The organism is Methanosarcina sp. UBA411 (assembly GCF_002495725.1).
Classification (GTDB): domain Archaea; phylum Halobacteriota; class Methanosarcinia; order Methanosarcinales; family Methanosarcinaceae; genus Methanosarcina.
This window is the reverse complement of the sequence record NZ_DAGK01000015.1, coordinates 36,548-61,655: the sequence shown is the minus strand read 5'-3', so window position 1 is coordinate 61,655 and position 25,108 is coordinate 36,548. Positions and strand designations below refer to the sequence as shown.

21 protein-coding genes and 2 tRNA genes are annotated in these 25,108 nt (G+C 39.3%); 6 read left to right on the top strand and 17 right to left on the bottom strand.

Annotated features, from left to right (window positions below):
- Positions 1-155: 155 nt before the first annotated feature.
- From BP861_RS06175 to BP861_RS06130, 10 genes are all read right to left on the bottom strand, one after another.
- Complete coding sequence (locus BP861_RS06175) at positions 156-1,058, bottom strand: F0F1 ATP synthase subunit gamma (RefSeq protein WP_292373574.1); 903 nt, start codon at positions 1,056-1,058, stop codon at positions 156-158.
- On the bottom strand, positions 1,055-2,743 hold the full coding sequence (locus BP861_RS06170; protein WP_292373572.1) for an alternate F1F0 ATPase, F1 subunit alpha: 1,689 nt from the start codon (positions 2,741-2,743) through the stop codon (positions 1,055-1,057). Before BP861_RS06170 ends, BP861_RS06175 begins: the two co-directional genes overlap by 4 nt.
- A gap of 13 nt (positions 2,744-2,756) precedes the next feature.
- Complete coding sequence (locus BP861_RS06165) at positions 2,757-3,824, bottom strand: F0F1 ATP synthase subunit B (protein WP_292373570.1); 1,068 nt, start codon at positions 3,822-3,824, stop codon at positions 2,757-2,759.
- 19 nt (positions 3,825-3,843) lie between these two features.
- Positions 3,844-4,119, bottom strand: coding sequence for a F0F1 ATP synthase subunit C (locus tag BP861_RS06160; protein WP_292373568.1), 276 nt, complete (start codon positions 4,117-4,119; stop codon positions 3,844-3,846).
- A gap of 31 nt (positions 4,120-4,150) precedes the next feature.
- Entirely contained in the window at positions 4,151-4,867 is a 717-nt protein-coding gene (locus tag BP861_RS06155; protein WP_292373566.1) for a F0F1 ATP synthase subunit A, read from the bottom strand.
- Entirely contained in the window at positions 4,857-5,171 is a 315-nt protein-coding gene (locus BP861_RS06150) for an ATP synthase subunit I (RefSeq protein ID WP_292373564.1), read from the bottom strand. The genes BP861_RS06155 and BP861_RS06150 overlap by 11 nt, the downstream gene beginning before the upstream one ends.
- Positions 5,164-5,502, bottom strand: a complete 339-nt coding sequence (locus BP861_RS06145; RefSeq protein ID WP_292373562.1) for an AtpZ/AtpI family protein — start codon at positions 5,500-5,502, stop codon at positions 5,164-5,166. The genes BP861_RS06150 and BP861_RS06145 overlap by 8 nt, the downstream gene beginning before the upstream one ends.
- Complete coding sequence (locus tag BP861_RS06140) at positions 5,495-5,899, bottom strand: F0F1 ATP synthase subunit epsilon (RefSeq protein WP_292373561.1); 405 nt, start codon at positions 5,897-5,899, stop codon at positions 5,495-5,497. Before BP861_RS06140 ends, BP861_RS06145 begins: the two co-directional genes overlap by 8 nt.
- Positions 5,896-7,305, bottom strand: coding sequence for a F0F1 ATP synthase subunit beta (gene atpD, locus BP861_RS06135; protein ID WP_292373560.1), 1,410 nt, complete (start codon positions 7,303-7,305; stop codon positions 5,896-5,898). The genes BP861_RS06140 and atpD overlap by 4 nt, the downstream gene beginning before the upstream one ends.
- Positions 7,306-7,915: 610 nt before the next feature.
- A tRNA-Arg gene (locus BP861_RS06130) sits at positions 7,916-8,009 on the bottom strand.
- Positions 8,010-8,692: 683 nt separating this feature from the next.
- On the opposite strand from BP861_RS06130, the gene BP861_RS06125 reads away from it, so the two are divergent.
- Together BP861_RS06125 and BP861_RS06120 are read left to right on the top strand one after the other, a co-directional pair.
- Positions 8,693-9,400: an ATPase domain-containing protein gene (locus tag BP861_RS06125; RefSeq protein WP_292373559.1), complete on the top strand. Its 708-nt coding sequence runs from the start codon at positions 8,693-8,695 to the stop codon at positions 9,398-9,400.
- 4 nt (positions 9,401-9,404) lie between these two features.
- Positions 9,405-10,262, top strand: a complete 858-nt coding sequence (locus BP861_RS06120) for a methanogen output domain 1-containing protein (protein ID WP_292373558.1) — start codon at positions 9,405-9,407, stop codon at positions 10,260-10,262.
- Positions 10,263-10,356: 94 nt separating this feature from the next.
- On the opposite strand, the gene BP861_RS06115 is transcribed toward BP861_RS06120, so the two are convergent.
- The 6 genes from BP861_RS06115 to BP861_RS06090 form a co-directional block, all read right to left on the bottom strand.
- Positions 10,357-11,094 (bottom strand): RAD55 family ATPase, encoded by a 738-nt coding sequence (locus tag BP861_RS06115; RefSeq protein ID WP_292373557.1) that lies wholly within the window; start codon positions 11,092-11,094, stop codon positions 10,357-10,359.
- A gap of 670 nt (positions 11,095-11,764) precedes the next feature.
- Positions 11,765-12,400 carry a hypothetical protein gene (locus tag BP861_RS06110; protein WP_292373554.1) on the bottom strand — a complete coding sequence of 212 codons (636 nt, stop codon included), beginning with the start codon at positions 12,398-12,400 and terminating at the stop codon, positions 11,765-11,767.
- A gap of 841 nt (positions 12,401-13,241) precedes the next feature.
- A complete protein-coding gene (locus BP861_RS06105; protein ID WP_292373553.1) occupies positions 13,242-13,517 on the bottom strand; it encodes a cation:proton antiporter regulatory subunit in 276 nt (91 codons plus the stop codon).
- Positions 13,501-13,920: an NAD(P)-binding protein gene (locus BP861_RS06100; protein WP_292373551.1), complete on the bottom strand. Its 420-nt coding sequence runs from the start codon at positions 13,918-13,920 to the stop codon at positions 13,501-13,503. Before BP861_RS06100 ends, BP861_RS06105 begins: the two co-directional genes overlap by 17 nt.
- Positions 13,921-14,061: 141 nt before the next feature.
- On the bottom strand, positions 14,062-15,117 hold the full coding sequence (locus tag BP861_RS06095) for a potassium channel family protein (RefSeq protein WP_292373549.1): 1,056 nt from the start codon (positions 15,115-15,117) through the stop codon (positions 14,062-14,064).
- 314 nt (positions 15,118-15,431) lie between these two features.
- The gene (locus tag BP861_RS06090) at positions 15,432-17,228 is read right to left on the bottom strand and encodes a site-2 protease family protein (RefSeq protein ID WP_292373548.1); all 1,797 of its coding nucleotides are present in this window, start codon (positions 17,226-17,228) and stop codon (positions 15,432-15,434) included.
- Between the two features lie 588 nt (positions 17,229-17,816).
- On the opposite strand from BP861_RS06090, the gene cutA reads away from it, so the two are divergent.
- From cutA to BP861_RS06075, 3 genes are all read left to right on the top strand, one after another.
- Positions 17,817-18,134, top strand: coding sequence for a divalent-cation tolerance protein CutA (gene cutA / locus BP861_RS06085; RefSeq protein WP_292373547.1), 318 nt, complete (start codon positions 17,817-17,819; stop codon positions 18,132-18,134).
- A 241-nt stretch (positions 18,135-18,375) separates the two neighbouring features.
- Positions 18,376-18,458, top strand: a tRNA-Leu gene (locus BP861_RS06080).
- 567 nt (positions 18,459-19,025) lie between these two features.
- Positions 19,026-19,895 carry a MerR family transcriptional regulator gene (locus tag BP861_RS06075; RefSeq protein ID WP_292373545.1) on the top strand — a complete coding sequence of 290 codons (870 nt, stop codon included), beginning with the start codon at positions 19,026-19,028 and terminating at the stop codon, positions 19,893-19,895.
- A gap of 1,111 nt (positions 19,896-21,006) precedes the next feature.
- Here the strand turns inward: BP861_RS06075 and BP861_RS06070 are convergent.
- Positions 21,007-21,960: a PKD domain-containing protein gene (locus BP861_RS06070; protein WP_292373544.1), complete on the bottom strand. Its 954-nt coding sequence runs from the start codon at positions 21,958-21,960 to the stop codon at positions 21,007-21,009.
- A gap of 1,016 nt (positions 21,961-22,976) precedes the next feature.
- On the opposite strand from BP861_RS06070, the gene BP861_RS06065 reads away from it, so the two are divergent.
- Positions 22,977-24,212, top strand: coding sequence for a radical SAM protein (locus tag BP861_RS06065; protein ID WP_292373543.1), 1,236 nt, complete (start codon positions 22,977-22,979; stop codon positions 24,210-24,212).
- The last annotated feature ends 896 nt before the right edge of the window (positions 24,213-25,108 follow it).

Genomic DNA, 25,108 nt, shown 5'->3' with positions numbered 1-25,108 from the left:
CTATTCTCGAAATTTCACAATCATCTTCCCTTAATTTGTAAGTTTCTTCCCGGGTGAGCTATTAAAAAAAGATTATTTTTAAAAAACTTATTTTTCGGATCCATCATTTTGTCTTGACCATTGCCCGATTTATTTTGCGGATTCATTTTGCTTTTTCACCGGTGAGGGCTGCGAGATCTGGACAGAGCTTCAAAGCCAGAGACAACTTCAAACAGTTCCTCATCAATACCACTCTGGCGCACACGGTAATATTCTCCATTGAGATTATCAAGCAATTCATCAATGTTTTTATCGGCTCGCTGCATCGCTGCCAATCGACTAGAGTTTTCACTTGCAAGGGACTCCGCGCATGCCCTAAAAAGCGAAACAAAAAGGTATTCGCTGATGAGTGCTCGTAAGGTCTCTGTGATATCGCCCATTACCTCAGGCAGCAGGTTTTTGGTTGGCCAGGAAAGTTTGGTCAGGTCATCTCGCCAGGTTTCATCAAATGGCAGCAATCGCTGGCTAACTGGCTCGTAGGTAACTCTGGTTTTATGGCGGTTGTAATAGAGATGAAGCTCGGCGTCCTCGTCCTGGCTGCGTAGTTTCTCATTTTCCACAAGAATTTGCGCTATAAGTGGAGTAATGGCCTTAACCGAATTTGGCACATTATAAAGTCCAATAGGCGGCAAGCCCTCATCCAGCAGGCGTGAATAAACGCGCTCTCCGACAGCCCAGACCTGAGCTTTACCTGGCAAAGCTTCCAGTTCCTTGACCGCATAATCGGTTATTATATCATTAAATTGACCCACAAGCCCCTGATCTGAACCGAAAACAACAGCCCCGATAAGGCCATTCTTTTGCCCTTTTCCTTCTTCCGGAGCTGGCGTGAGTGCAATTTTCCGGAAACATAAACCCAAACCCAGTTCCACTGTATGATAATAGTCAGATAACGCACTCACTGATTTTTCGTATTGCCCTATGTTCGAGGCTGCTAAGGCTTTCATCGTGCGGACGACAGACTGAAGATCTTTTGCTCTATCGATCTTTGTGCGCAGACTTTCTGTTGTTTCGGTCATGGTTTCTCCTTAGCTTCAGGCTCGGACTTGCCTTTAATTTGAGTCTCTGATTTTTCCACTTTTTCTTCAGTTTTTGCTTCTGGCTTGGGTTTACCCTTAGCTTGGGCTTCTGACTCAGATTTTTCCTCAGTTTTAGCTTCTGGCTTAGATTCTGATTCAGATTTTGGCTGGTAAGGCTCCAGTGCTTTGCGGGAGATATCAAGGATAGTTTCACGATCCTTGTCGCTCAATTTTTTATCGCCTTTGAACCGATCGCGCACATCTGCAGGAATATCTGAAACTACCTTGCGGAGGGAGCTTTCAGCTTCTCCCATTCTGTCAAGTGGCACATTGTCGAAGAGTTTTGCGTTCAATGCAACAAGGATAACAATCTGATCTGGCACGGGTACAGGAGAATTTTGAGGCTGCTTCAGTAGGGCACGGATCCGCCTCCCATGCTCAATGACTTTTCGTGTATTTTCATCTAGCCTTGCGCCGAACCGGGTAAACGCTTCGAGTTCTTCAAATTGTGAATAGGCAAGCTTGAGGTCTCCGGCTACTGCTCTATAGGCAGCAAGCTGTGCTTTACCACCTACACGAGAGACGGATTTGCCAACGTCAACTGCAGGCAGCACACCCAACTCAAAAAGTGAAGGTGAGAGGTAAAGCTGCCCATCAGTGATTGAAATAAGATTAGTTGGAATATAGGCGGAAATATTCTGCGCCTCGGTTTCGATAATGGGAAGGGCAGTAAGTGAGCCGCCACCAAGTTCTTTGAGCAGGTGTGTAGACCTCTCCAGCAGTCGTGAATGAATATAGAATATATCACCTGGGTATGCTTCTCGTCCTGGAGGGCGGCGAAGTAAAAGAGAAAGTTCTCTATATGCACGCGCATGATTGGTTAGATCGTCGTAAACAATCAGCACGTCTCGACCTGCTTCCATAAAATACTCTGCAATGCTGGTCGCAGCATAAGGAGCAATATAGATTAGCCCGGATGGGTCATTACCTTCAGTTACAACAACAATCGTGTAATCCATTGCACCCCTTTCCTGTAAGTTTGCCACTGCTCTGGCAACTGCGGATGCACGCTGACCAATGGCACAATAAACACACAGGACATTAAAATCACGCTGGTTGAGAATAGTATCGATCGCAATTGCAGTTTTGCCAGTCTGGCGGTCTCCTAAAATCAATTCTCTCTGACCGCGTCCTATTGGGATTAACGCATCAATAACTTTGATACCGGTCTGAAGTGGCTCAGTAACAGGAGACCGATCCATAATTGCCGGACTGGGCCGTTCTATAGGCAAACGCTTACTGGAAACTATTGGCCCTTTGTTATCAAGTGGACGACCTAGAGGGTCAATAACTCGTCCAAGCAATTCTTCGCCTACAGCAACATCCATAACCCGTTGAGTGCGTTCAACTTGATCTCCAGCATGCAAATGTGAGTATTCGCCCAGTAGAACGGTACCTATTTCTTTTTCATCAACATTAAACGCGATCCCAAACAAGTCCCCTGGAAACTTTATAAGTTCATCGAAACCTATAGTAGGAAGGCCGGAAACATTTGCAATCCCTGTAGAAACTGTCAAAATTCTGCCCACTTCCTTAGGAGTGAGCGTCGGGGTTACTGATTCTCTGACCTGATGTATTTCGGTGAAAACTTTATCGAAAACATCCTTAAGACTTTTAGGTTCCATATTCACTGGCTCTTTATGTTTGCTCTGTTTTGGAATTTGTCTTCTGCTTGGCCACAGATTCGGACTTAGTTCCAGATTGCTGTTTAGCAGATTCTCGCTCTGCTGCAGGTTTTTGTTCTGCATCAGGTTCCTGTTCAGCCTCTAGCTCTTTTCTCGATTTGGGCTTATTATAGTCAGTTTCAGGTTTGGTTTCGACTTCTGAATCAGTTTTCGATTTGGATTTATTAGTCTCAGCTTCAGGCTTTTGTTCAGTCTCTGGTTCATTTTCCGACCTGGGTTTGTTATTTTTGGTTTGAGGTTCGGTTTTGACTTCACTCATAGACTGCTCTTTCAGAAGATCATCGATACTTTTTTGCAGCGATGTAAGATAATCTGCAATACTCCACGCCACTTTTTGCCCGTCTGCGATTAATTCAATACCACTGACAAGGTCTGGTGCAGTCTCAAACCTGGATTGAGTTTCTATACCAAGAGTTTCTTTAATCGCCTTTTGAATCGAATCACGCTGTGCTTGTGGAAGATCAAACGCAGTACGAATGAGCGCCTGACTTGATGATGCACTAAGCGCTGAGGCTAACTGCTTCTTTTCGTTATCCTTCAGATTGTGCAGATTTTGAGCAAATACGTCAACTGCGCGTTCTTCCAAACTGGTTCCAGCCAGATCGGTTAGTACTTTTTGCGCTATGTTGAAAACTTCCTGCTGGGTTCGGCGACCTATTTCCTGACTTAAAAGCTGTTCTTCGTTCCTTAATGCCTCCTGTTGTTTTGATCTTAAATCGGAGGCTTCATTCCTTACCTGTTCAAAAAGCCGTTGACGTTCAGCTTTAGCATCTTCTTTTGCCTTATTCAAGAGGTCATTGCGCTGCTGGTCGAATTCCTCGTTCTTATGCTTGAACTCATCTTTCTCTTTTTGTGCTTCTGCTTCTTTTGCATCCGCATTCTTAAGTTCATCTGCTACCTTCTTCTCGCGTGCATCGACTGCATTGAGTATCGGCTTGTAAAGAAAACGCTTCAACAACCACACCAGGATGAGGAAGTTGATCACCTGCGCAATGACAGTGAACCAATCGATCAGCGGCATGCTTATTTTCCTCTCTATTTCAGGTAAGTGCACGGTTCCAGAACGGATTGGCGAAAATGAGAATCATGGAAACCACAAAACAGTAGATTGCCAAAGACTCTATCATAGCCAATCCCACAAATAAAGTCCTGGTTATTGTTGCGGAAGCATCGGGTTGCTGTGCCATTGAACTCAATGCTGTTGCGATTGAACGCCCTTCACCAATTGCAGGCGCGATAACTCCAATAGCTATCGTGATGCCAGAGGTAGCAATTGATGCCACCGCAATTGTAGTCGTATAAGTGTCCAAAGCCATAGTGTTTCCTCCTGTTGCTATTATTGTTGCTTCATTCACCTACTCCCTGATCAGCCTTCTTTTGCTCCTGTTTCGGCCTGTGCTTGTGCTCACGTGTAGCAGCTGCGATGTAAACTGTGGCTAGAACGCTGAAGATATAGGCCTGCACCGTACCAACGAGCAGACCAAGAACAGTCATGACAATTGGAAAGATGAACGGAGTAATAGTCAGCAGAATGGCGACAATCATCGACCCGCTCATTATATTACCAAACAAACGAATTGCAAGAGCCAGAGTGCGAGATAATTCGCTGATAATATTAAATGGCAGCATGATGATTGTCGGCTCTGTGTACGTCTTAAGGTAGTTACCAACTCCTTGCTCTTCTATGCCGAAAAGTGGCACTGCTACAAACACACATAATGCGAGCGCAGCCGTAGTTGAAAGAGATCCGGTTGGTGGTTCATATCCTGGAATAATAATGCAAAGATTAGCCATGCCAATAAACAGAAAAAGCGTGCCTAAAAAGCCTAGATACTTCTTCGGCTGATCCAGACCAATGTCTTCGATTTGTTCTAATATGCTTGTAACAATAATTTCCAAAATACTTTGCCAGCGAGAACGTTCCAGACCTGTGGAGAGTTTGCTTGTAATTATTTTTGAACCAACAACCATTACCAGCATCAGACCCCATGTGTATACAATCGTGGCATTGAGTTTGATAAATCCATACTGCCAGAAAACCAGTTCATCAGGACTAAGTCGCATTACTGGCCTCCTTTGTCAGTTGATTCGGATCTTCATCCGGCAGTCTGGTGAGTCTAACTACTACCTGACGCATTACAAAAAACCCAAACATGCATATTAGCAGCCTCTCCCAATGGCCGTCAGAAGCAAAGTAGAATCCAGATATGGCGATGCTGGTCCGTATCAATAGGCTGCCAAGGAACCAGAATGCAGGCCTTCTGGATGAAAGTCCCTTCTGAACTGTCCACCAGAGCCCGCCGAAGAAAGCAGCTCCAAGCAGAAAACCAGCTACCAGAGCCAGGAGAAGATTCAATATTTCATTCATTGTAATCCTCCTGTTCTTCTTGCATTTCCCTACGCTCCTTAGTCACCCAATGCCATGCATTCAAGCAGCCGATAAACAGGCCGATGATCAGCATTGTGAGTGTCCAGGAAAAACTTGCTGGATAGTGCTTATCTAACCAGAGCCCAAGTGCAGCACCAACTAGTGTTGGAACTGCTACAGACCAGCCTATGAGCCCCATCATGCCTAGACCAAGCCAGACAGTTCGGTTAACATGACGTTGTGCCCTGAGTTTGCGTTCAGCTTTTGTCCCAACCTGACGGGCCAGAGGAGACTCGTCCTTCAAAGGTTTCTCTGAGGGTCTGTCAGACATTCTGAAACTCCGCTAAGCGACGTATAAGCCCTATTTCCAATTTTGCCATTACTGAGCGAATTTTTTGCTCAGTCTCATCTAAGGTCAAAAACTCTTTTTCTACTGCCTCGTGCAGTTGGCTTAAGTCTGTTCCGAAAATAGCGTCACGTGCCGAGACAAGCACATCCTGACCAATCTTGATAAGTACACCTTCATCGACTGCCACATAAACCTCGCCCTCTGATTCGGTTTCGTAGGTTAGAATTCCAGGTTCCAAAGCCGCAACGCAATCAAGTCGGTGTGGTAAGAGTCCAAATGAGCCTTCGCGTCCCTCTGCAACTATACGTGATACGCCTTTCTTTTCGGCAAAGACCTGGAAAGGCAGAAGAATTGTAAGATTCATGAGTGCTGAATTCATGATTTGTCCCGGCTTGATTTTTTGGCTATTGCTTCGTCAATCGTTCCAATCATATAGAGGTCGCCTTCTGGGTAGTCTTTGAATTCGTCACGCAAGATACGTTCGCAGCCGTCGAGCGCATCTGAAAGACTTACGGATTTGCCTTTAATGCCTGTGAACTGTTCGGTAGTGAAAAATGGCTGCGTCAGGAAACGTTCGAGGCGGCGGGCGCGAGCAACTACATTGCGATCCTCCGGCGATAATTGCTCTAGGCCAAGCATTGAGATAATATCCTTGAGTTCTGAGTATTGAGCAAGCGTCTGCCGAATTTCCTGGGCAAGGCGATAATGCTTTTCGCCAATAATACCAGGTGTTGCCATTTTCGAGTTTGACTGCAAAGGATCAATGGCCGGATAAAGCCCTTCACTTGCTCTTTTGCGAGAGAGAACAATTGATGCTGAGAGATGTGAGAATGTGTGCACTGCCGAAGGGTCAGTGAAATCGTCAGCAGGCACATACACTGCTTGAATTGACATTATGGCTCCAGCATCGGTAGTAGATATGCGCTCTTCCAGTTCAGATAATTCAGTACCTAATGTCGGCTGATATCCCAGGCGTGAAGGCATCTGCCCCATCAAGCCGGAAACTTCTGAGCCAGCCTGAATAAACCGGAAAATATTATCTATAAGCAGTAGTACATCGCGGCGCTCATCATCCCTGAAGTACTCTGCCATTGTCAGTGCTGTATGACCTACACGAAAACGGGCTCCAGGTGGCTCGTTCATCTGGCCGAACACCATAACCGTATTCGGAAGCACACCCGCATCTTTCATATCACGATAAAGCTCTTCCCCTTCTCGGCAACGCTCGCCTATTCCGCAAAATATGCTCACTCCCTGGTGTTGTTTGACTACGTTGTGAATCATCTCGGTTAGCAACACTGTCTTGCCAACGCCTGCTCCTCCGAATAGACCCGCTTTACCTCCGCGCTCAAGCGGTACCAGTACATCTATAGCTTTGATACCAGTCTCGAATATTTCAGAAGTAGTGGACCGACGAATCAGCGGCGGCGGAGCTTGATGGATTGAACGCCACTGGACATTAGATGGAGGCTTACTGCGGTCTATGGTATCTCCAAACACATCGAACATTCGCGAAAGGATTTCCCTACCAACAGGAGCTTTCAAAGGTCCGCCTGTATCTTCCACTGCCATGCCTCGCGCAAGACCTTCGGTGGGGGTCAGAGCAATTCCACGAACGCGATGTGTGTCAAGCTGGGCCAAAACCTCTATGGCAATTTGACTTTCTTTTCCTGCACGTAGCAGTGTATATACAGCTGGCAAGTGTCTCTCGAACAATACGTCTACGATGCTGCCACGCACCGAGATGACTGTACCGAGATTTAAGGGACTATTTTTATCTTCCATATTGCCTTAACAGCTCCCCCATGCTTGCATCATATTCTGTTTTAGAGTTTCCTTTTGATGATGCCTGGTTCGTAAGAACTAAGAATGTAGTGAAAACTCCTTTCTACCCATGCCACAAAACCCACATTGACCAGGAAATGTTAAAGAAAAACTATAACGGCATAGAGTTTCAAAGAATAACTTCGTAAAGCAGTTTTTATGTTGGTTTATAAATCTTGTCTTACGAGTGAATCATTCTTCACTTGATTTCCCCTTCCCATAAAGAAATATATCATTTCCATATATTAATATGACTTTAATATATTTCTAATTTTATTACAAAATCTAATCTCAGGTCTTAAATTAGCTCTTAATATTAGGTTTTGAAATCAGAATTTAAAATAGGATTTTATGTTTGATCTAATTTTGAAAATTTATTATTAATTCCTGAGATTTTCCAGATTCCGTACGAGAAATCTTTTTTGTAATCATTCGGCCTGTTATCCTTCGGGAAAATGCCCAATATGGGAGAGTATCCAGTACATTCTACTCTAAATAGGTACTCTAAAGGAGTAGTCTGGAAAAAATACACTGCTTTCGCAGAACAAAATAGATAGGTAAAAATAGTAAACGGGCCCGCCGCGATTCGAACACGAGTCAATGGGTGTCTTCGTAAGTATCTTACTTCGAAGCCCATTAGGATATCCTGGCTACCCTACGAGCCCTCGGTGCAGCACTATTGATAGAAGCTATCCATATTAAACTTTTCTCTCAAAACTAAGGCAGCAGGAAATACAGGCCGATAGAAATAGGCTAGGAAGAAGGTAGAAGGTAAAGAAAAGTAGTTAAAGGGAACAGACGATAAAAGAAAGTAGCATAGAAACCAGAAAATAAAGAAAAGAGCCAGACGAGACTAAAAAAGTTGAAAAGAGGTTAAGAGAGGCAGAAACGAGTAAAAAAAGTAGAGAAGTACAACAAGAGGAAGAAATGAGTAAAAAAGACTAGAATTTGTAGAAAGTAAGCCTGAAAAAATCTGTAATGGCAGAAAAAGCTAAGAAAAGTACAGAAAGTAAAAATTTGAAACTTAATTACGTGACTTCGGAAAAGATCATCTGGAAATTCAGTACAGAAAGTTCAAATTGAATAGGATAACAAAAGAGTGAATAAAAATATATAGTAAGTGGGACAGAATTAGCAGTGCAAACTGGAATAATAAACTATAACAGATAAGCTTTCGTAAAGATTACTGTAAATCTAACGAAATATAATAGACGTTTCTTTAATTATAAACAGCTTCTAAATTTCAGGGTCATTTAGAGACTGTTCTAAGCCTTCAAATTAACATATATAGATTCATAGTGTGGGAATCTATAAGGGGAAAATACCGAAAGAGTGAGGATTTGAAAAAATGGAAAGGGTTTCAACAGGCATAGAGGAGCTGGACAGGAAGCTGAGTGGGGGTTATCCTGTAAATAAAGTTACACTTATTACCGGTATAGCAGGAAGTGGGAAAACAATCTTCGGAATTCATTTCATTCATAAAAACTGTTTTGAAGGCAGAAAATGTATGATTATCGCAACCGAGGAAACTCCTGAAGACATTATCTATCAGGCAAGCCTGCTAGGGCACGACCTTGCACCGTACTATGAGAGCGGACAGCTTATTATAGAAAATATCTTCGAGAGCCGTTCGGAAATAATAGCAAAGACAAGATACGGGTTCAAGCCTGAAAGCCTGGATCTCGAGATTCCGAGTCTTATAGAATTAATACGTGAAGGAACGGAATGCCTTGTTATAGATAATATAGGAACCTTTGTTCTCAGGATTTCCATAAAAAAGCTTAGAGACCAGTTTGACGCACTTAACTACCTGGTAAGGAAAAAAGGATGTACTGCTCTTTTAATCATGGACGAGTCCGCACACAATATGACTTACCAACTTGCTGAATACTCAGTATACGGGTCCATCCGCCTGCTGGTAAGGGAAAATTCATATCTCGGAAAAATGGAGCGCTACCTGAGTATACCCAAAATGCGTAGTACCCCAATTTCTCCTGAAATGTCTGTTTTTGAAATCACATCCGAAGGAATCGTAATTCGTGAATCTGGGGGATGAAGCCTTGCAGATTGAAAAGGGCAAACCTAAAATCCTGATCGTCGATGATATTCCTGAGAATGTAGAGCTTATAGAAGCTTACCTTTCAGTAGAGCCATATGATGTTATTACCGCCAGCAGCGGAAAGGAAGTTATTCAGAAATTAAAGGAAGAAAGGCTTGATCTGATCTTGCTTGATGTCATGATGCCTGAAATAAGCGGTTATGAAGTCTGTAAAATTGTCAAAAACGACCCTGAAACCCAGTTCATCCCGATTTTGATGCTTACGGCTCTTTCTGAAATTGAAGACAGAATAAAGGGGATTGAAGCCGGGGCTGATGATTTCCTTACAAAACCGATAAACAGGCTTGAGCTAAAGACAAGAGTTAAATCTTTGCTCAGGGTGAAATGTCTGCATGATCGGCTGGTGGCTGACCGTAATAGTCTTGAAATAAAAAATCGGGTACAGAGTATCCTTACTGCAATCATCCCAACTCTACTTCGGTGTGTTTCCAATGAGGAAAAGAAGGTCATAATTAACCAGATGACAAGCATGGTCGAAAAAACGCTGCTTGACATATACCACCTTGAGAATAGAGAATTGGACTTCGCTTATGCAGGCAATGTTTGTGCTGAGATAATGAACCAGCTGGGCGGAAACTTTTCCTCTGAAAAGGGTGAAAAAGAAAATTTTTGGATAATTAGGGGAACAAAATGCCCATGGAAAGGAGAAGAAGCGCGGAAAAACCCTATTTTGTGTACATTGACCCGGAAAATTTTTTCAGATATAATTTTAAAAGTGGATTCTGATTTCAGTGTAGAGGCGCTGAAGACTATAGGGAACAGGAATAATTGCTGTGAATTCCTAATAAAAGCAGAGTAAAATTCCTTTTTTGCCTAAAGGCCTGAAAGAGGTTTCTTCCGCAAATGTTGGGTTCAGGAAATAGCCAGAACCCTAAAGTGGTTTGTTTAACATTTTAGGTAGTTGATTCATACTGCTGTAGATCATTCATGCCTGTAATAATTCTCATTCCTTTAGGAGTAATATCGAACCGGGAATACTTGACCGGAACAGCCTTATCTCGCATTTTCTCGATGTAAAGATATTTTTTTGTCTTTCCGGAGTTGAAATTCTCCTGCGAGGTGAGCCGGATAAGCCCGAAAACCATATAGCCGGTAAGCCTGTGGGTAAGCTCGTAAGAATCCTCATCCATGACAAAAAGGCTTGTGCACCCATTTTTTAAAAGTATAATGCTGATTGAACTGAATTCATCGGCAAACTCTCTTATGTCATGATTTATGGCCATTACTCCTATGTTGTCGATAACTATGACATCAACTTCCGAAGATATGGAACTCAGATACTCAATTATGTCCGTGTCCACAGCGCAGAGCCCTTTCCCGAATTTGGAAGCACTTTTGATTTTGTTCATTTTGTCTTCAAAAATATTCTTAATACTTAGTTTTCCACTCTCCACAAAAGGCTTGAGGTCAAGGTTAAGGCTTCGGGATTGGCTGAGGATATCTTCCGTAAGCTCTCTTGTAAGAATCAATATGCATTTCTTACCTTCCTTGCAGCTCCTGTGCAGAAAGTGAATCCCGAGAATAGTTTTTCCGGCTCCAGGAGGACCCGTAACAAGAATACTTTTTCCTTTAGGGAAGCCGCCATCCATCAGCGTATCCAGCCCTTCGATCCCTGTAGACAAACTCTCCATACAATCACACCTTAAACGCAGATATATTTCGTAATTATTGTAATATGTCTTAAGTGATATACTCTTCATCAGAAAAATAAATAAGTTTCGAAAAAAGTTAACTTGGTTTTAAGCAAAGAGTTGAAGTTTCAGTATTTGCTCCAAAGTTTTTATTTTCGATAGTATTTGAGAGCAATACCTATTTTGTAGAAACTCGTTTGAAATAGGTCAAACATTTATAAAATATTAAAAACTTGTAAAATAAGTTAAAATGATAGTTGATCTCAAAACCAGCTTTATTTTTAATTGTTAAGAGTTTCAGAACTACTTATCACGATCAAAAACTTGGTTGATTATTCTGAAGATGAACCTTGGAAAAAGTAAGGTGGACTGAATTGAGGTGGACTGAATTGAGGTGGACTGTTTACTGCTGTAATTACATGCAACTAAAGAAACGGATTTTCCCGTCTCGAGGCAAAACTCAGGCGAGATGCAACTCGGGGCGGAGAAATCCTCTTATTTCTAGTTATCTTGCTTAAATTTTCGATTTAATTACTACTTAATTACAGTTTAATTACCATTTACCATTTAATTACTCTTTTTAATGGTATTCCTCTGCTGATCTCAGTAAACGCGACTTTCAATTGTGCTTTTCCTGAGGTAGGACTGCAGGGAAGTCAGAAGCATTCTTTTAAGGTTTCAGCTCGATTGTTTTTTCTGAATTCCCGATCTTTACAGTATACTTGCCTGCTGGCAATCCAGAAGTGGGGTAATTGAAATTAAATTTCCCTTTTTGATTAGTTTTCAGGGTCTGAGATGCCGTAACTTTAAGTTTTACAGAAGAGTGTTTACCTGGGGTACTCAGAGCATCACCACTAATAATAATCTTATATTTTAAGGGGGGGACATGTCCCTGAGAAATGGTTGCAGTTCCACCGGATGCATCAGAAGACAAGTCTATCCAGATTAATTTCTTTACGCTTAAGTTTAGGTTCTCTACTCCCTCACCTGTGACAGTAAAGAGGTTATCTTTACCTCTCGGGATCTTTATTTTTTCAAGCGAATACTGGTACCTACCCCCGGTAACAGGTAGATCCTTTACAAAAGAAACTTCGGCTATGAGCTTCTCTTCCGGAGAAGCAGTGCCTTTTACTTTTAGAGTATCTCCCACACTCGGATTAGAGGGAGAAATCTTCCAGTCAGTCTTAGCTGCTGCCGGAGAAATAAAGAGACCAAGCAAAAAAAACGCAGACAGCAACCCGAGAACAAGTTTTGTTCTTTTTGATTTTATAGATTTTGTATTGTTTACACAGCTTTTAGTTTTCACAAGAAATTCCTCTTTTTAAACCTAATAATTTCCAATTAAACTAAAATATAACGTTTTTATAGAATCAAGTTAATATTAATATTAAACTTAGACAAGAGATTGTTACCTTTATCTAAATTTTATATAATATATTCTTTTCATAGGGATTAACATTTATTATTAATAATCTTTTTGTTTTTTAGAAACAATTAATTAAATTAAATAAATTATCTATATTTTTGGTCTTGTTTATAATAATAAACTATTATTAGACTTTAAATATTAAAGTATGTAAATATACATTCTTATCCGCCATTTACTTGATTGTATAATCAGCTTTCTAGAGATTGAGAACATAAATGAAAATAGCAGACTTGAAATAATAGTAGGATATTGATAAAAACTCAAATAATACCATTAAAAGTAAGAATTAGTAAAGTCCTTAATTCGAAGCTGTAGACACTACCAAAGGAAATTTTGAAAACAGATTTGAGAGACTGATTCATTTTCAGAATTGAAACGTCTTTGAGAAGGAAAAAGGTAAACTTATTCGTCAGAATTGAGTAGGTTAAAAATTTCTAAATCCTAAATAGCTCCATATCACTATTTGTAAATAGAGCTTATCCCAAAATGAGTTTTAACCTCAAATCAATAAAAATATTAGAAATATTTTCTGTGATCAAAAACGTATCAATTATTCCAAGTTAGAGATTCAGAAAAATATATTTATAGACCATTTTTTACCTTTAACGAATTTTCGTCAGTTTCGTAAAAATTTCAATTAAATGAGTTTTTAAGTCCATTAAATAAGTTTTAAGCCCTTTAAATAAGTTTTAAATTTCTTAAATAAGCTCTGAGTCATTTAGCCAATATACCTTTCCTTAAACTCTGAAATCTGTTTGCTGCTTCCTACGACTGCAATAGTATCTCCTGCTCTTATTATTGTCTGCCTTTCAATAATGGTTATGACGAGTTTTCCACGTTTAATGCCTACTATGGTACACCCGATTTGTTCTTCGAGATCAAGCTCTTCTATTGACCTATTTTCAAGGAGAGAGCCCCTTTCAACATGGTGTTTTTCGATTTCTATTCCCTCGTAAAGCATTATGTCCTCATCTATACTACAGATTTTTCCCATGCAGTTTGCAGTCATTTTTGCAAGCATCTGGCCAGCCACTTATGGAAAGAGAACCTACGTAGTTAGCTCCTGCCTTGTAGATCTTGTCAATGGATTTTACGGAATTTGCCCTTGCCACAATGGTAAGTTCCGGGTTCATATTCCTGGAAATAAGAGTTGAGAAAATAACATTGGTATCATCATTAAGAGCTACAAATTCAATAGAAGCGGTTTTTACTCCGGCTGCAAGCAGTACGTCTTCATCCGTCCCGTTCCCGACCAGGTGCTCGAAATCAACATTCTCAAAAACCTTTTCATTAGAATCCACAACTACAAAGCGAAAAGGGCCTTCAGAGAGTATCTCAATTATGCTCTTTCCGACATCTCCATATCCAAGTACAATAAGATGTCCTTTTGGCTCCATTTTTGATCACAGACCTGTAAATTACACTCGCCAAGTTCAGCTTCGAGTTTTTATATTTAGATCTCGCCTTTTTACCAGTCTATACAGATAAATTTGTTATTATATCAGATAATCTGATAATTTCACCAATTTATTTCATGTTTAAATATTAAATTGGTATGTCAATTTTTTCAGCTTAGAAAGTTCCTCACGGCTTCCTATAGCCAGCAAAACGGAATTCTCCCGAACAATATCCTCTTCTTTGGGATCAAAGGTCAGAGTACCGCTAGTCCAAGTTCCTACAATCTTTGCACCGGTGAGTTGCTGACTGGAAATTTCCTTAAGCGTCTTGCCTATAAGAGGGCTTTTTGTGTAAACAGGAAACTCGACAATATTAATGCCTTCAAAAATTTCAGTCGCCTCCGTAATCCGACTCACAAGCCTGTCCAATGCCTTTTTTCCAATGAACTGCCCGAACATTGATTTGGGAGATACAACCGTATCGGCTCCTGCGTATTTTAGATATCTTGATTTAGATAAGTCCTCAACGATGGCAATGATGTTGATATACTGAAATTCCCTTGCAGTTAAAACGATATTCGCATTTCTTTTATCCGATTTATTTGCAATAAGAAGTTTGGCTCTCTCTATACCTGCGCCCATAAGGGTCTGCTTATCACTCGGAGACCCGAAAATCCAGGAAATGTTTTTATAAACAAGTTCCTTGATGAGCTCATCTTCATCCTCTACTACTACGAAGAGAATATCCTGCTCGGTCAATTCGTCTATCAAGGTTTCAACCAGTTGATTGTATCCGCAGATAATTATGTGGTCTTTCATGCTGGAGGGGACCTTTCTTGGAAGCCTGAACTTGATAAACCTGTCCATCCAGGGAGTAACAACATAGGTTACAAGAAAATCCGAAATCAGTATTATGCCTAAAACTTGCACGATTATAGTAAAAAGCCTTCCTTCCATGGAAGTAAAAACGACATCGCCATAACCCACCGTTGCAACGGTGGTTGTAGTCCAGTAGATAGCAGTAATAAGGTTTGCATTTTTAGGCTGGTTCTCAAAAATCATAAGAAACTCGAAAATCAGAATATATATGACAAACAGAAACACAGCCGCTGTTTTGTATGCAAAATAAGGATGCTTTTGGAGCACCTTCTGAAATCCTGTTCTGAAACCGACTTTCTTTATCCAGAAAGTGAACATTTTTGAAGTCCTGCCTGAATTTTCCTGATTAGATTAAGCTGAAGCGTCTTATAGTTGTTATTAATGAAAAATCTACGGTTATTACTGATAGATCCGTATACTCAGTTTTATAGAAAAGACTATGCAAAAGAATTTTATGAAATATAAATTTTTGAAGAATAGTTTTCGGGATTAAACATGAGAAATGGACTTAAAAGCTAAAAAGAAAAGGTAATTGAACTCTCCATTTGAACAAAAGATAGAAAAATGGAAGTAAACCCTAACCTTTATGATTTTCGCGATGGTCAGGGTTCAGTCTGAAGCTTCGATGTCAATCAAATCCATTGCCCTACAAAAGGCCCGAATATCATGAAGACAAACGAGAACAGAATCAACATCGAAAAGCTTGCTGTAATAGAGTTTGAGACCTTTTCCGAGATCGAATCATTCCTTGTAAGTCTGTATACAAGGGAATAGGTATAGTCCTTAAATACATGCCCTCCGTCAAGGGGCACGGCAGGCAAACAGTTAAACAGTCCGACATAAAAGTTCAGCCAGCCAATCCAGAGCAGGGTATTTGCAATCCAGAAAATCCCTATTCCCAAGGGTTCTGCCCAGCCCACGGGCTGATAAAACTGCATTATAGTACCTGAAAAGCCTCGGAATCCCTCACCTGCAAATCCGTAAATAGGAAGTCCGAAGAGAATGATCCAGCCTGCAGGCATGGTCAATAAGGATGGGATTTGTTTCAGGGCTTCAAGATACAATTTTGCCTGAGGCATCCATACTGAGATTCCAAGCATCGGAAATTCCATAACTCCCCTATTCTCATAAATAACTCCAAGGAAACCACGGTCATTTTCCTGAGAATTAGATGACAGTTGCACATCGAAAACAACAGTTCCTTTTTCAGTAAGGTTTCCTGTGTAGTTTTCAGAAGGGAGCAGTTCTACTTCTACAGTCTGGTTTGCCTTGGTGGTTTCCATGAAGCTAACAAAACTTGAAATGTTTTTCATTTCCGTATTGTTGATCCTTATCATGGTCATTCCGGTTTCGATCCCTGCAGCTTCTGCAGGACTTCCCGAAACAACACCTCCTACGAGCACTCCGCCAATATAATCCTTAGGTGCTGAGGTAACCTGTAAATCATGCACGGAGGATGTATCGTTTTTCACGGCGTGAACGCGAATAGTATCTCCGGGCTGGGTTTTTTCAAGGTATGTTTGCATATCTACGGCTGTTGTGATATTCGTATCATTAATCTGAGTTATTATCATACCTTTCTCAAGCCCTGCGTGGTAAGCCGGAGAACTTTCATTTACACTTAAGATCATGGCGTCACTTAAGGGCGCGATTGCCCCGAGTACAGGTCCGAAGAAGAGCAGGAGAGCGATAAAAGCTACACTGAAATTGGCCATAACGCCTGCCGCAAGAATCCGGGCTCTTTGAGTTCTTGTTGCACCTACTACAGGATCGGATTTTGATTCCTCAGGCCTTGCTTCTTCATTTTCTAGCCTTAGTTTTTCTTCCTTTTCCCATTCCTCGATTTCCTCGATCGTGGCTGTCAGAGGAAGTTCTCTTTCTGTTTTCTCTTTCGGCCCGAAAAGCTGTTCATCATCAGGCTCCGCAAAACCACCAATTGGAACTAGAGCATATAGGATGCCCATTGATTTGACTCTGATGTTTTCAACTCTGCAAAGAATTGCATGGGAAAATTCATGCACGACAAGCGTGACTATAAGGGCAATAACTCCCCAAGTCAAAGGAATGAATTCGTTTACTCCCGGAATAAGAAAGATATTTCTCAAAGAATTATATTTTCCCGGTTCCGGTACGTTTTTGTTAAGGAATGAAGTATACAGTGCAATGTCCGAGAGGGCTATGACTAAGAACATTGCAATCATGCCTGCAAACATCAATAAGATTCCAAGGTTTGCAAAGTTTCTCCAGTAAAACTTCGGACGGGCAAGTACATCCAGTAATTTAAGACCCTTAGTTGTCCTGATCATAAGGATGGGAAGAGGTCCGAATGTGCTTATGTTATACTTCTCCAGAATGCCTTTCCTGTCAAGAACAGAAACTGCGAACCAGTACAGTAAAAAAATACTTAGTACAATGCTTGTGCCATTCAAGGGGATTCTCCAAATTATTAAGCTGAACCAATTATAATAAGCTTAACCAATAATGGGTTAAGTATAACACATTTATGAATTAAGCTGGACCGGCTGTAAATTAACTTAAACCGGTATGAATTAAGCTAAATTAATATGAATCTTGACTCTGACTCTAGAAATCTAGGACTGTTAAGATCATACAGCTCTAAATTAAAACCTGTTGATGTTACAATACGCGTGATTCTGCGCCAATTAATTCGTTATGTTGGTTTTAAGTGCTTCATATGATATATAAATGTTATATGCACCTTATTACTTTAAATCGAGATATATTGCCATTCCTTTTAAAATAGACTCCTATTGCGAAAACGGTACGTAGTAATACATCAGAATTATATAAAAATATATATGGAAATTTAGATAAAATGCCTATAAAAGTTAAATTTTGCTTTCCTAAAAGCCAATTTTATAGCTAAGACCAAGAATTCTATAGCAAAGAGCTATAAATTCTATGGCCAAAAACGATAGATACTAGTCATATAGGAAGTAATGTGCTTTCATTAAATACATTGTTCACGATATCAGGTTTCCGTGAGGTGTCTGTTCATGCTTGGAATTGTGTATATAACGGCTGGAAATATGGAGAATGCATCACAGATCGCAAGAGAGCTGGTTTCAAGGAGGCTTGCAGCCTGCGTGAATATGTTTCCAGTATCTTCGGTTTATAGATGGAAAGAAAAGCTTGAAGAAGATAATGAGATTGCCATGTTTGTAAAAACCGATTCTTCACGCTTTGAAGAAATCACAAGGCTCGTAAAGTCATTACACACATATGAAATGCCTGCAATAGAATTCTGGGGAATTGAAGGAGAAAAGGAGTATCTTGATTGGATTCATGTTAACAGTTCAGGCGAAGGAGACTGAAAATCAGGCAAGGCTTAAATGCTAAAGTAATAAGAGATTTGCAACAGGAAAAACTGAAGCTAAAAAAATCTGAAGTCAAAAATCTGAAGCCAGAAAAATTGCAGGTTAAAAATCTAGCCACCAAGAGTTAAATCCTGAATAATATCTGGATATCTCCCTAAGTTTAATTCTACAGATAATTTACTTACAGGATTAGCTTTATATGCTAGTTCTATCTTTACCTAATTGGATTCCGTAAAATGCGGGAGTAACCAAGCGGTCAACGGTGGCAGACTCAAGATCTGTTCGTGCAGACGTTCAGGGGTTCGAATCCCTTCTCCCGCACTAAATTTATTAGAGTTTCTTTTTTCATTTGAGCGTTCGTCTTCGCTTAACTTCTAATCCTATTTATACTTCTTTTAAGTTGCGGCGAGGAGCTAGGTCATAAGTGCCAGATTCAGAGTATAAAGTAGAGGACTATATTTTATTAAAGAGTAAATAACCCAACATGCGAGAGTTGCCCAGCCAGGTCAAAGGCGATAGGTTCAGAGCCTATTCTCGTAAGAGTTCGTGCATTCAAATCTTACTTTTTGCATCAAACTTCTGTTATTCACTTTCTTGCGATTTTAAGCTGAATGAGCCAGATTATCTATTTCTGTCACTGAAAATCTCATAGTGAACTCTGTATTATTGTTCCTTTTCAGCTCAAGCTTGCCATATACTGGTCGACAGGGAAGTTACGAGCTGAAGCCACAGATAATCCACGTTTTCAATACCTATTTCTTCCATAATCCCTTTTTTGTTATCAGATATCAAGTAGCCATGTACGATTTTCTGTTCTTACATGAAGTCTCCCCCGGGGAAAAGTAAGGTTGTTTATATAATTTCAGAACAATTGCTGGATTGAGCAAGATGTTTTTAGTAGATCAGATTCCAATCGGTAAGTTTTCTTTCATGACCCGCCTCTCGCAAAAAGCTCTCAGGCTCTATGACCGAAAAGGGCTGCTTGTTCCGGAAGCAAAGGACCCTTTTACCGGATATCGCTACTACACTGTATCCCAGCTGGAAAGAGGAATGAAAATTAAGACCTTGTCCCTCCTGGGTTTTTCCCTCGAGGAGATTTCAAGGTTCCTGGATGCGGAAAATAAGGGAGACTACGAGCATATAGGGGCATGTTTAAGAAAAAAGGTTGAGGAAACTCAATTAGAGATTGGGAAGCTGCAAAGAATTGAAGGCATCTTGCAGGGCGCCTGCAACTATAATGGAACGAACGGAATGATTATGGAGTTATTTAAGATGTCTGTTACAGAACCTGTTATTAAAGAACTACCTGAAATGAGAGTAATTAGCAAGCGTGAAAAAGGAACTTTTGCCGTAACAATTGGAAGATTCATAGGCGAAATCTGTGCATGCGTCACCAGCCCTGAAAACCAGCGGAACCATATGAAGGTCACTGGCCCAATTATGTTTCTCTGCCATGATGAAGAGTATAAAGAAACTGATGCCGATATCGAGGTAGCACTTCCGGTTACTGGCAGGATTTCAATAGAAGACCCACAAATGGAGGTAAAGATCTTGCCTGCAGTTAGAGCAGTCTCTGCAGTTTATAGGGGTCCATATAGTGGAGTTGAAGCCGCCTACAGTAGGATCTTTTCATTTATAGAAGAGAATAACCTGGAACTTTACAGTCCGAGCAGGGAACTGTATTTGAACGACCCTGCAATGGTTCCTGAAGAGGAACTCATAACTGAGGTTCAGATTCAGGTCAGGAAAAATAATTAATAAACAAGAAAATAACCGATGTCCTGCTCCAGAAATCAGGAGCAACTAATTTTTTCCAGAACTAAGACCATCACTTTTCGGATAGGCTCAATCGACAATAGATCGAGCTACTCTGATTTGGATATAACACAAGATCACATTCTGTATCTGTGTAGAAGCGAACGCAATTATCCGTCACTTTAAGCATATCAACACGCTTTAACACTCCCAAGTCGCACCCTTCACGGGTGTGTGGGTTGAAATAAACTACATCCAGATAATGTTTATTTGTGAATGGTCGCACCCTTCACGGGTGTGTGGATTGAAATGTCAAGATAATACTCAAGATATAATCAGGAAGATTAGATAATATTTAGACTAAATAGATAATTTGGCAACAAGCGAGAGTAATCAAGCGGCCAACGGTGAACGACTCAAGATCGTGTCGCGCAGGCGTTCAGGGGTTTGAATCCCTCCTCCCGCACTAAATTTATTAGAGTTTCTTTTTTCATTTGAGCGTTCGTCTTCGCTTAATTTCTAATCCTATTTACACTTCTTTTAAGTTGCGGTGAGGAGCCAGGTCATAAGTGCCAGATTCAGAGTATAACGTAGAGGACTAAATGTCATTACAAAATTCAAGAGAAAAGATTTGAATAGGGGAGGAGGAACATATTACAGGAGACTTGACTTATTCTTAACCTCGCTGTTAAGTTTTTTGTAATAACCAAGGTATTAATTGAATGTGTTTTAAAAGTGCCTTGAATCGACCCTAAATTGTTCAGTACTTATTCTTGAAGGCGGAAATTTTAGAATATATTTTGAACCCGCAGTTTTGATGTTTTTTCTTCCTTCTTATTAAGTCTCACGTTGTTATACAATGAGTATATAGTAAAAAATTTATGGTAAGCTAAAATCAGTTAATTAAAAAAGAATAACTCGGAAAAACATAATTTAAAACAAAATGGAGCATTGCAATAAATACTGTTAATCAATTCATAAGAAATCAAATCTATGAATTAGGTTAAAAGTTTAAAAAATCAAAAGTTGCCTACAAAGCAGCAACCGTGTAAGTTCTAACTTACTTAATACAGTGTATGATTTAGTGCTATTGATTTTCCAGTTCAACCCCTTATTAAGTCTTAGTCCTAACAGTTATTATACTGGTTGTTGAGTTAATACCATTTCCATTTATTGCAGTAAGATTTACTGTGTAATTTCCTGCTACAGAATAGTTATGAGCTGGATACCGCTTAGTTGAATTAAATCCCTCTCCAAAATCCCATTTCCGATCAGTTGCATTTGTCGAGAGATCTGTAAATTGTACAACAAGAGGAGCATAACCAGTATTGACATTGGTGCTGAAGTTCGCTACAGGATAAACCGGTGTCACATTGGGATCATCAATATGGTTCAGCCCAACGTTCAAGTCATAAACTGGTGGTGGTATGTATACTACAGAACTGTTACTCAGTTCATATCCAGGCGCTTCTACATGCACTCTATAATATCCATTAAGAACATCCCAGTGATACATACCATTTTGGTCAGAGATTAATGGGTTTATATCGGGTTGACAAGCTGGTGGATTTTCGCCTGTTTTAACATTTTCCCATTCTCCTATACCATTAGGACGTTGCAGCCAAACAGACGCATTGGCTATGCGTGCTCCAGTATCAATATCATAAATGTATCCTGCGGGGTCAATGTAAATAACAGTACTTTTGTTTGAGTTGGAACAGTTATTTACTATATAAGTTACTGTTGCTTCTCCGTGGCGCGGAAAGAATGTTATATTAAAGGTCCATTTTGATGGTCCTCCAGTCATATTTCCAATGATATCTGAACCACCATCATCAACATGAATCTTTATGTCAACAGCCGTTGCATTCTGACAGCTATAATAAGTAAACATTGTAGGGGTTCCGAAGAAAATAGAAGGTATGCCTTCTTCTGTAAGATGATATGGCTGAATTTCAATGCCTGGCGGAAAATTACGATCACAAGCAGAAATTATTCCTACGCTTGATATCGCAATTAAAGCTGCAATCACAATCGTTATCATCCATCGCTTAATGTTGTGGATCATATTGCCCACCTCATTTTGTTTAAAGTACGATTCTTATATTTCATTGTGTGACCTCAACCTCATATGGTGATTTATCATTTATTTCAAAAACAATGAAAAATAACTGAAAAGCATATTTTTCGTGGAATTATTTACTGGGTTAAAATTCATTGAATAAATGAGTTTTACTCTCTTTGTGCATTTTCCAAGCTGAACAATCTTTTTCTTTAAATCAAAATAAACTACCAACCTCCTTTAAACTCTGATCTTTTTGAATAAAATCACAATATACAGAAAAGTACATGCAACATATTGTATTATTTTACACAGTAAATCGCCAAAACTAACTGATAAATCTTTTGGTTATATATTTGAATTTCACTATGAGCAGTGTTGCAAATTTGATATTATACATCGAGTACAGTTAGTAATCATATTTTTTTGATAACGTAATAATCGATATCATACGACTGATTTCAGGCAGGAATGGTAGTTACAAAAGTTACAATGTAAGTTTAAAGTTACTTTGACCATTATCCAGTTGTAAAAGTTGTTTGAATATTAGACACGTTCTAACAAAAAATTTATTAAGTATAAGTTAGTTAATCACGAACTTATTAAAAATAAGTATAAAGTTTTAGTCATTAAACAGTGAACATGAGTTAAAATGTACGTTAATAGATTGAGAATGTTCTATGTAATTATCAGCTAATCAAATTCGTAATAATATTTAGTATCAGGTATAATATGATTTCCAGCAAAAACGCTATCGTTTAAACTAATACTAAAAACAGGTTGCCTACAGAAAGCAGGTTTCATTTAGATTTTTCTAGGGTTTAAAACGTCAATAAGTATTATTTTTTACGCTATATATCTTAGAATTATTTTGGATAATCGGTATATTGGCATTCAAACTTGTGTATCAATTCGTTAATCAATGCTAAAAGAAGTAAATTTTCGGAAAATAATTCTGAGTTTTAGGATTTGAAATCTGTTACTGCTTAATGAAGAAGCACCAAACTATAGAAGAGATAATTATGGCCAAGGTTCAAATTCTCAATATAAGTTGTGAACGCCGATCTTTTGAGATTCAACAAATAAAAGAATTTTTTGTGAAGAATGGTTATTCTATCTCAAATAGATACAAAGATATTGATTCAAATGCAGATCTAATATTATTAACAAGTTGTGGGCGTACCAAATATTCAGAAGATCGGACATTTGAGACATATCATTTAATTAAAAAGAAAAAGAAACCAGAAGCGAAAATTATACTTGGTGGTTGTCTCACTGAAATCAATCCTGAAAGGCTGTCTAAAGAGTTTGACGGCCCATCATTTAGTTTTCACTCTTTATCTAAGTTGGATCAAATGATTAATGCAAAATATAAATGTAGAGATTGTAAGCGACCAAATACTTTTGTATCTAATCTTCTAAAGGTGTCAACAATTACTTGTTTACAACAGACATCTGATGTTTTTAAACAATTTGATGGCAACTTATCCGGACTGAGAAATATTCTCTATCGAATGAAAAATGGAATTGAGATAAGACAAAATCTTAATCAAAGAACTTATTTTATCCAAGTTGCACAAGGTTGTTCAGAAAGCTGTAGCTACTGTGTAACCCGAAAAGCCATTGGCCGTCTTAGAAGTAAACCGATTAAAGCAATTATTGACGAATTCAAAGAAGGCTTAGAAAATGGATTCGAACACTTCCAATTGTGCGGTGATAATGTCGGAAGCTATGGATTAGATTTAGGAATTAACCTGTCCCATCTTTTGGATAGTATTTCAGAAACTCAAGAGAAATTTGATTTGAATTTAGAGAATATTCCTCCTGTAAATTTTCTACAAAATTTCAATTCTATCAGAAATCTTGCTACTCAAAATAGGTTGTATGGACTTTATATTCCCATCCAATCAGCCAACAAGCGTCTGCTAACTTTAATGAACCGAGATTCTGATATTGACACAGTTAAAAAGATGGTTGTCGAGATTAAAAAAGTGGGATCCTTTAAAATTGGAACCACTTTATTGATTGGTTTTCCATCAGAGACCATTCCTGAACTAAATGAGACTATCAGGTTTTGTAATGAAATTGGATTTGATTGGATTGTATGCCATAGATTCTCTGCGAGGCCTGGTACTCCAGCAGCCTTAATGGAGCAGATACCTGCTGACGAGATTCTTAGGCGTGCTCATTATGTCAAGTCTCAGTTAATAAATAAATCATTTATTTATTTTCCAGAGAAATTACCAAAACGAACATGATCCAATGCAGTCAGATGATCAAGCACAAGCGAGCATGACATACAATATTTTGCTCCCGCCGGATTCCTCGTTTTACACCTTGGATAATCTACTGGCCTTAGACTTTCCTCTCGTCCTTTTTTGCCCTCCACGATAATGCCGTTTTTTTGAAGGATTTTTCTTTCAATTAAACTGTCCATCCAGCTTTCAATCTGTATGTAACAAATAAAGGAGCCTGAATGTTATCTCTGTCTGGATGCTGATTAAGCCACAGCTGCAAGTCTGGAACCGAATCAATTAGCCTGATTCTTCTCATTCTCGTTTTGCTTGATACGATGAGAGCGGCGCCATATTTGTCAAATGAAACATGGTTTATTTGACCCCAGAATTCTCCCCTATTCTAGAACCTGAATCCACAATAACATTACAAGGGCCCCACTCCTTTGCGTTTTGCAGAAGAATCTACAAGGAATTTAACATCTTTGGGTAAAATAAGCTCGTCTAAAGGCAAATTATTTTTTGGCTGCTTAGTTTTGATATTCTCTAAAAATTTTCAGGTAAATTATGATTCTTGCGTAGGAGATTGAAAAAGTTTTGGATAGCGATAAAATTGTTATGCGTTGTGGTCTGGCTTACTATCTGCCTCCTATGAGGGAAATAATCTTCAATTTCATTTTTAGTAATCTCATTGAACGGTTTGTTGTTAAAGAAATCTTTAAGAGGGACAAGCTGCCATATTCATTAGAGTTTATATTCTCTTCTTTTATGTCTTAATTCTAGAATCAGAATATTTCGAGAACAGTACTCAGGAAAAAAAGAGATAATATGACACTAACTGTATACATACAATTCACTAAATAAATAGCATTTTGAAATTGAGTTTCTTAGTTGAGGTTTCCTCAGGAAAAAGTACTTGC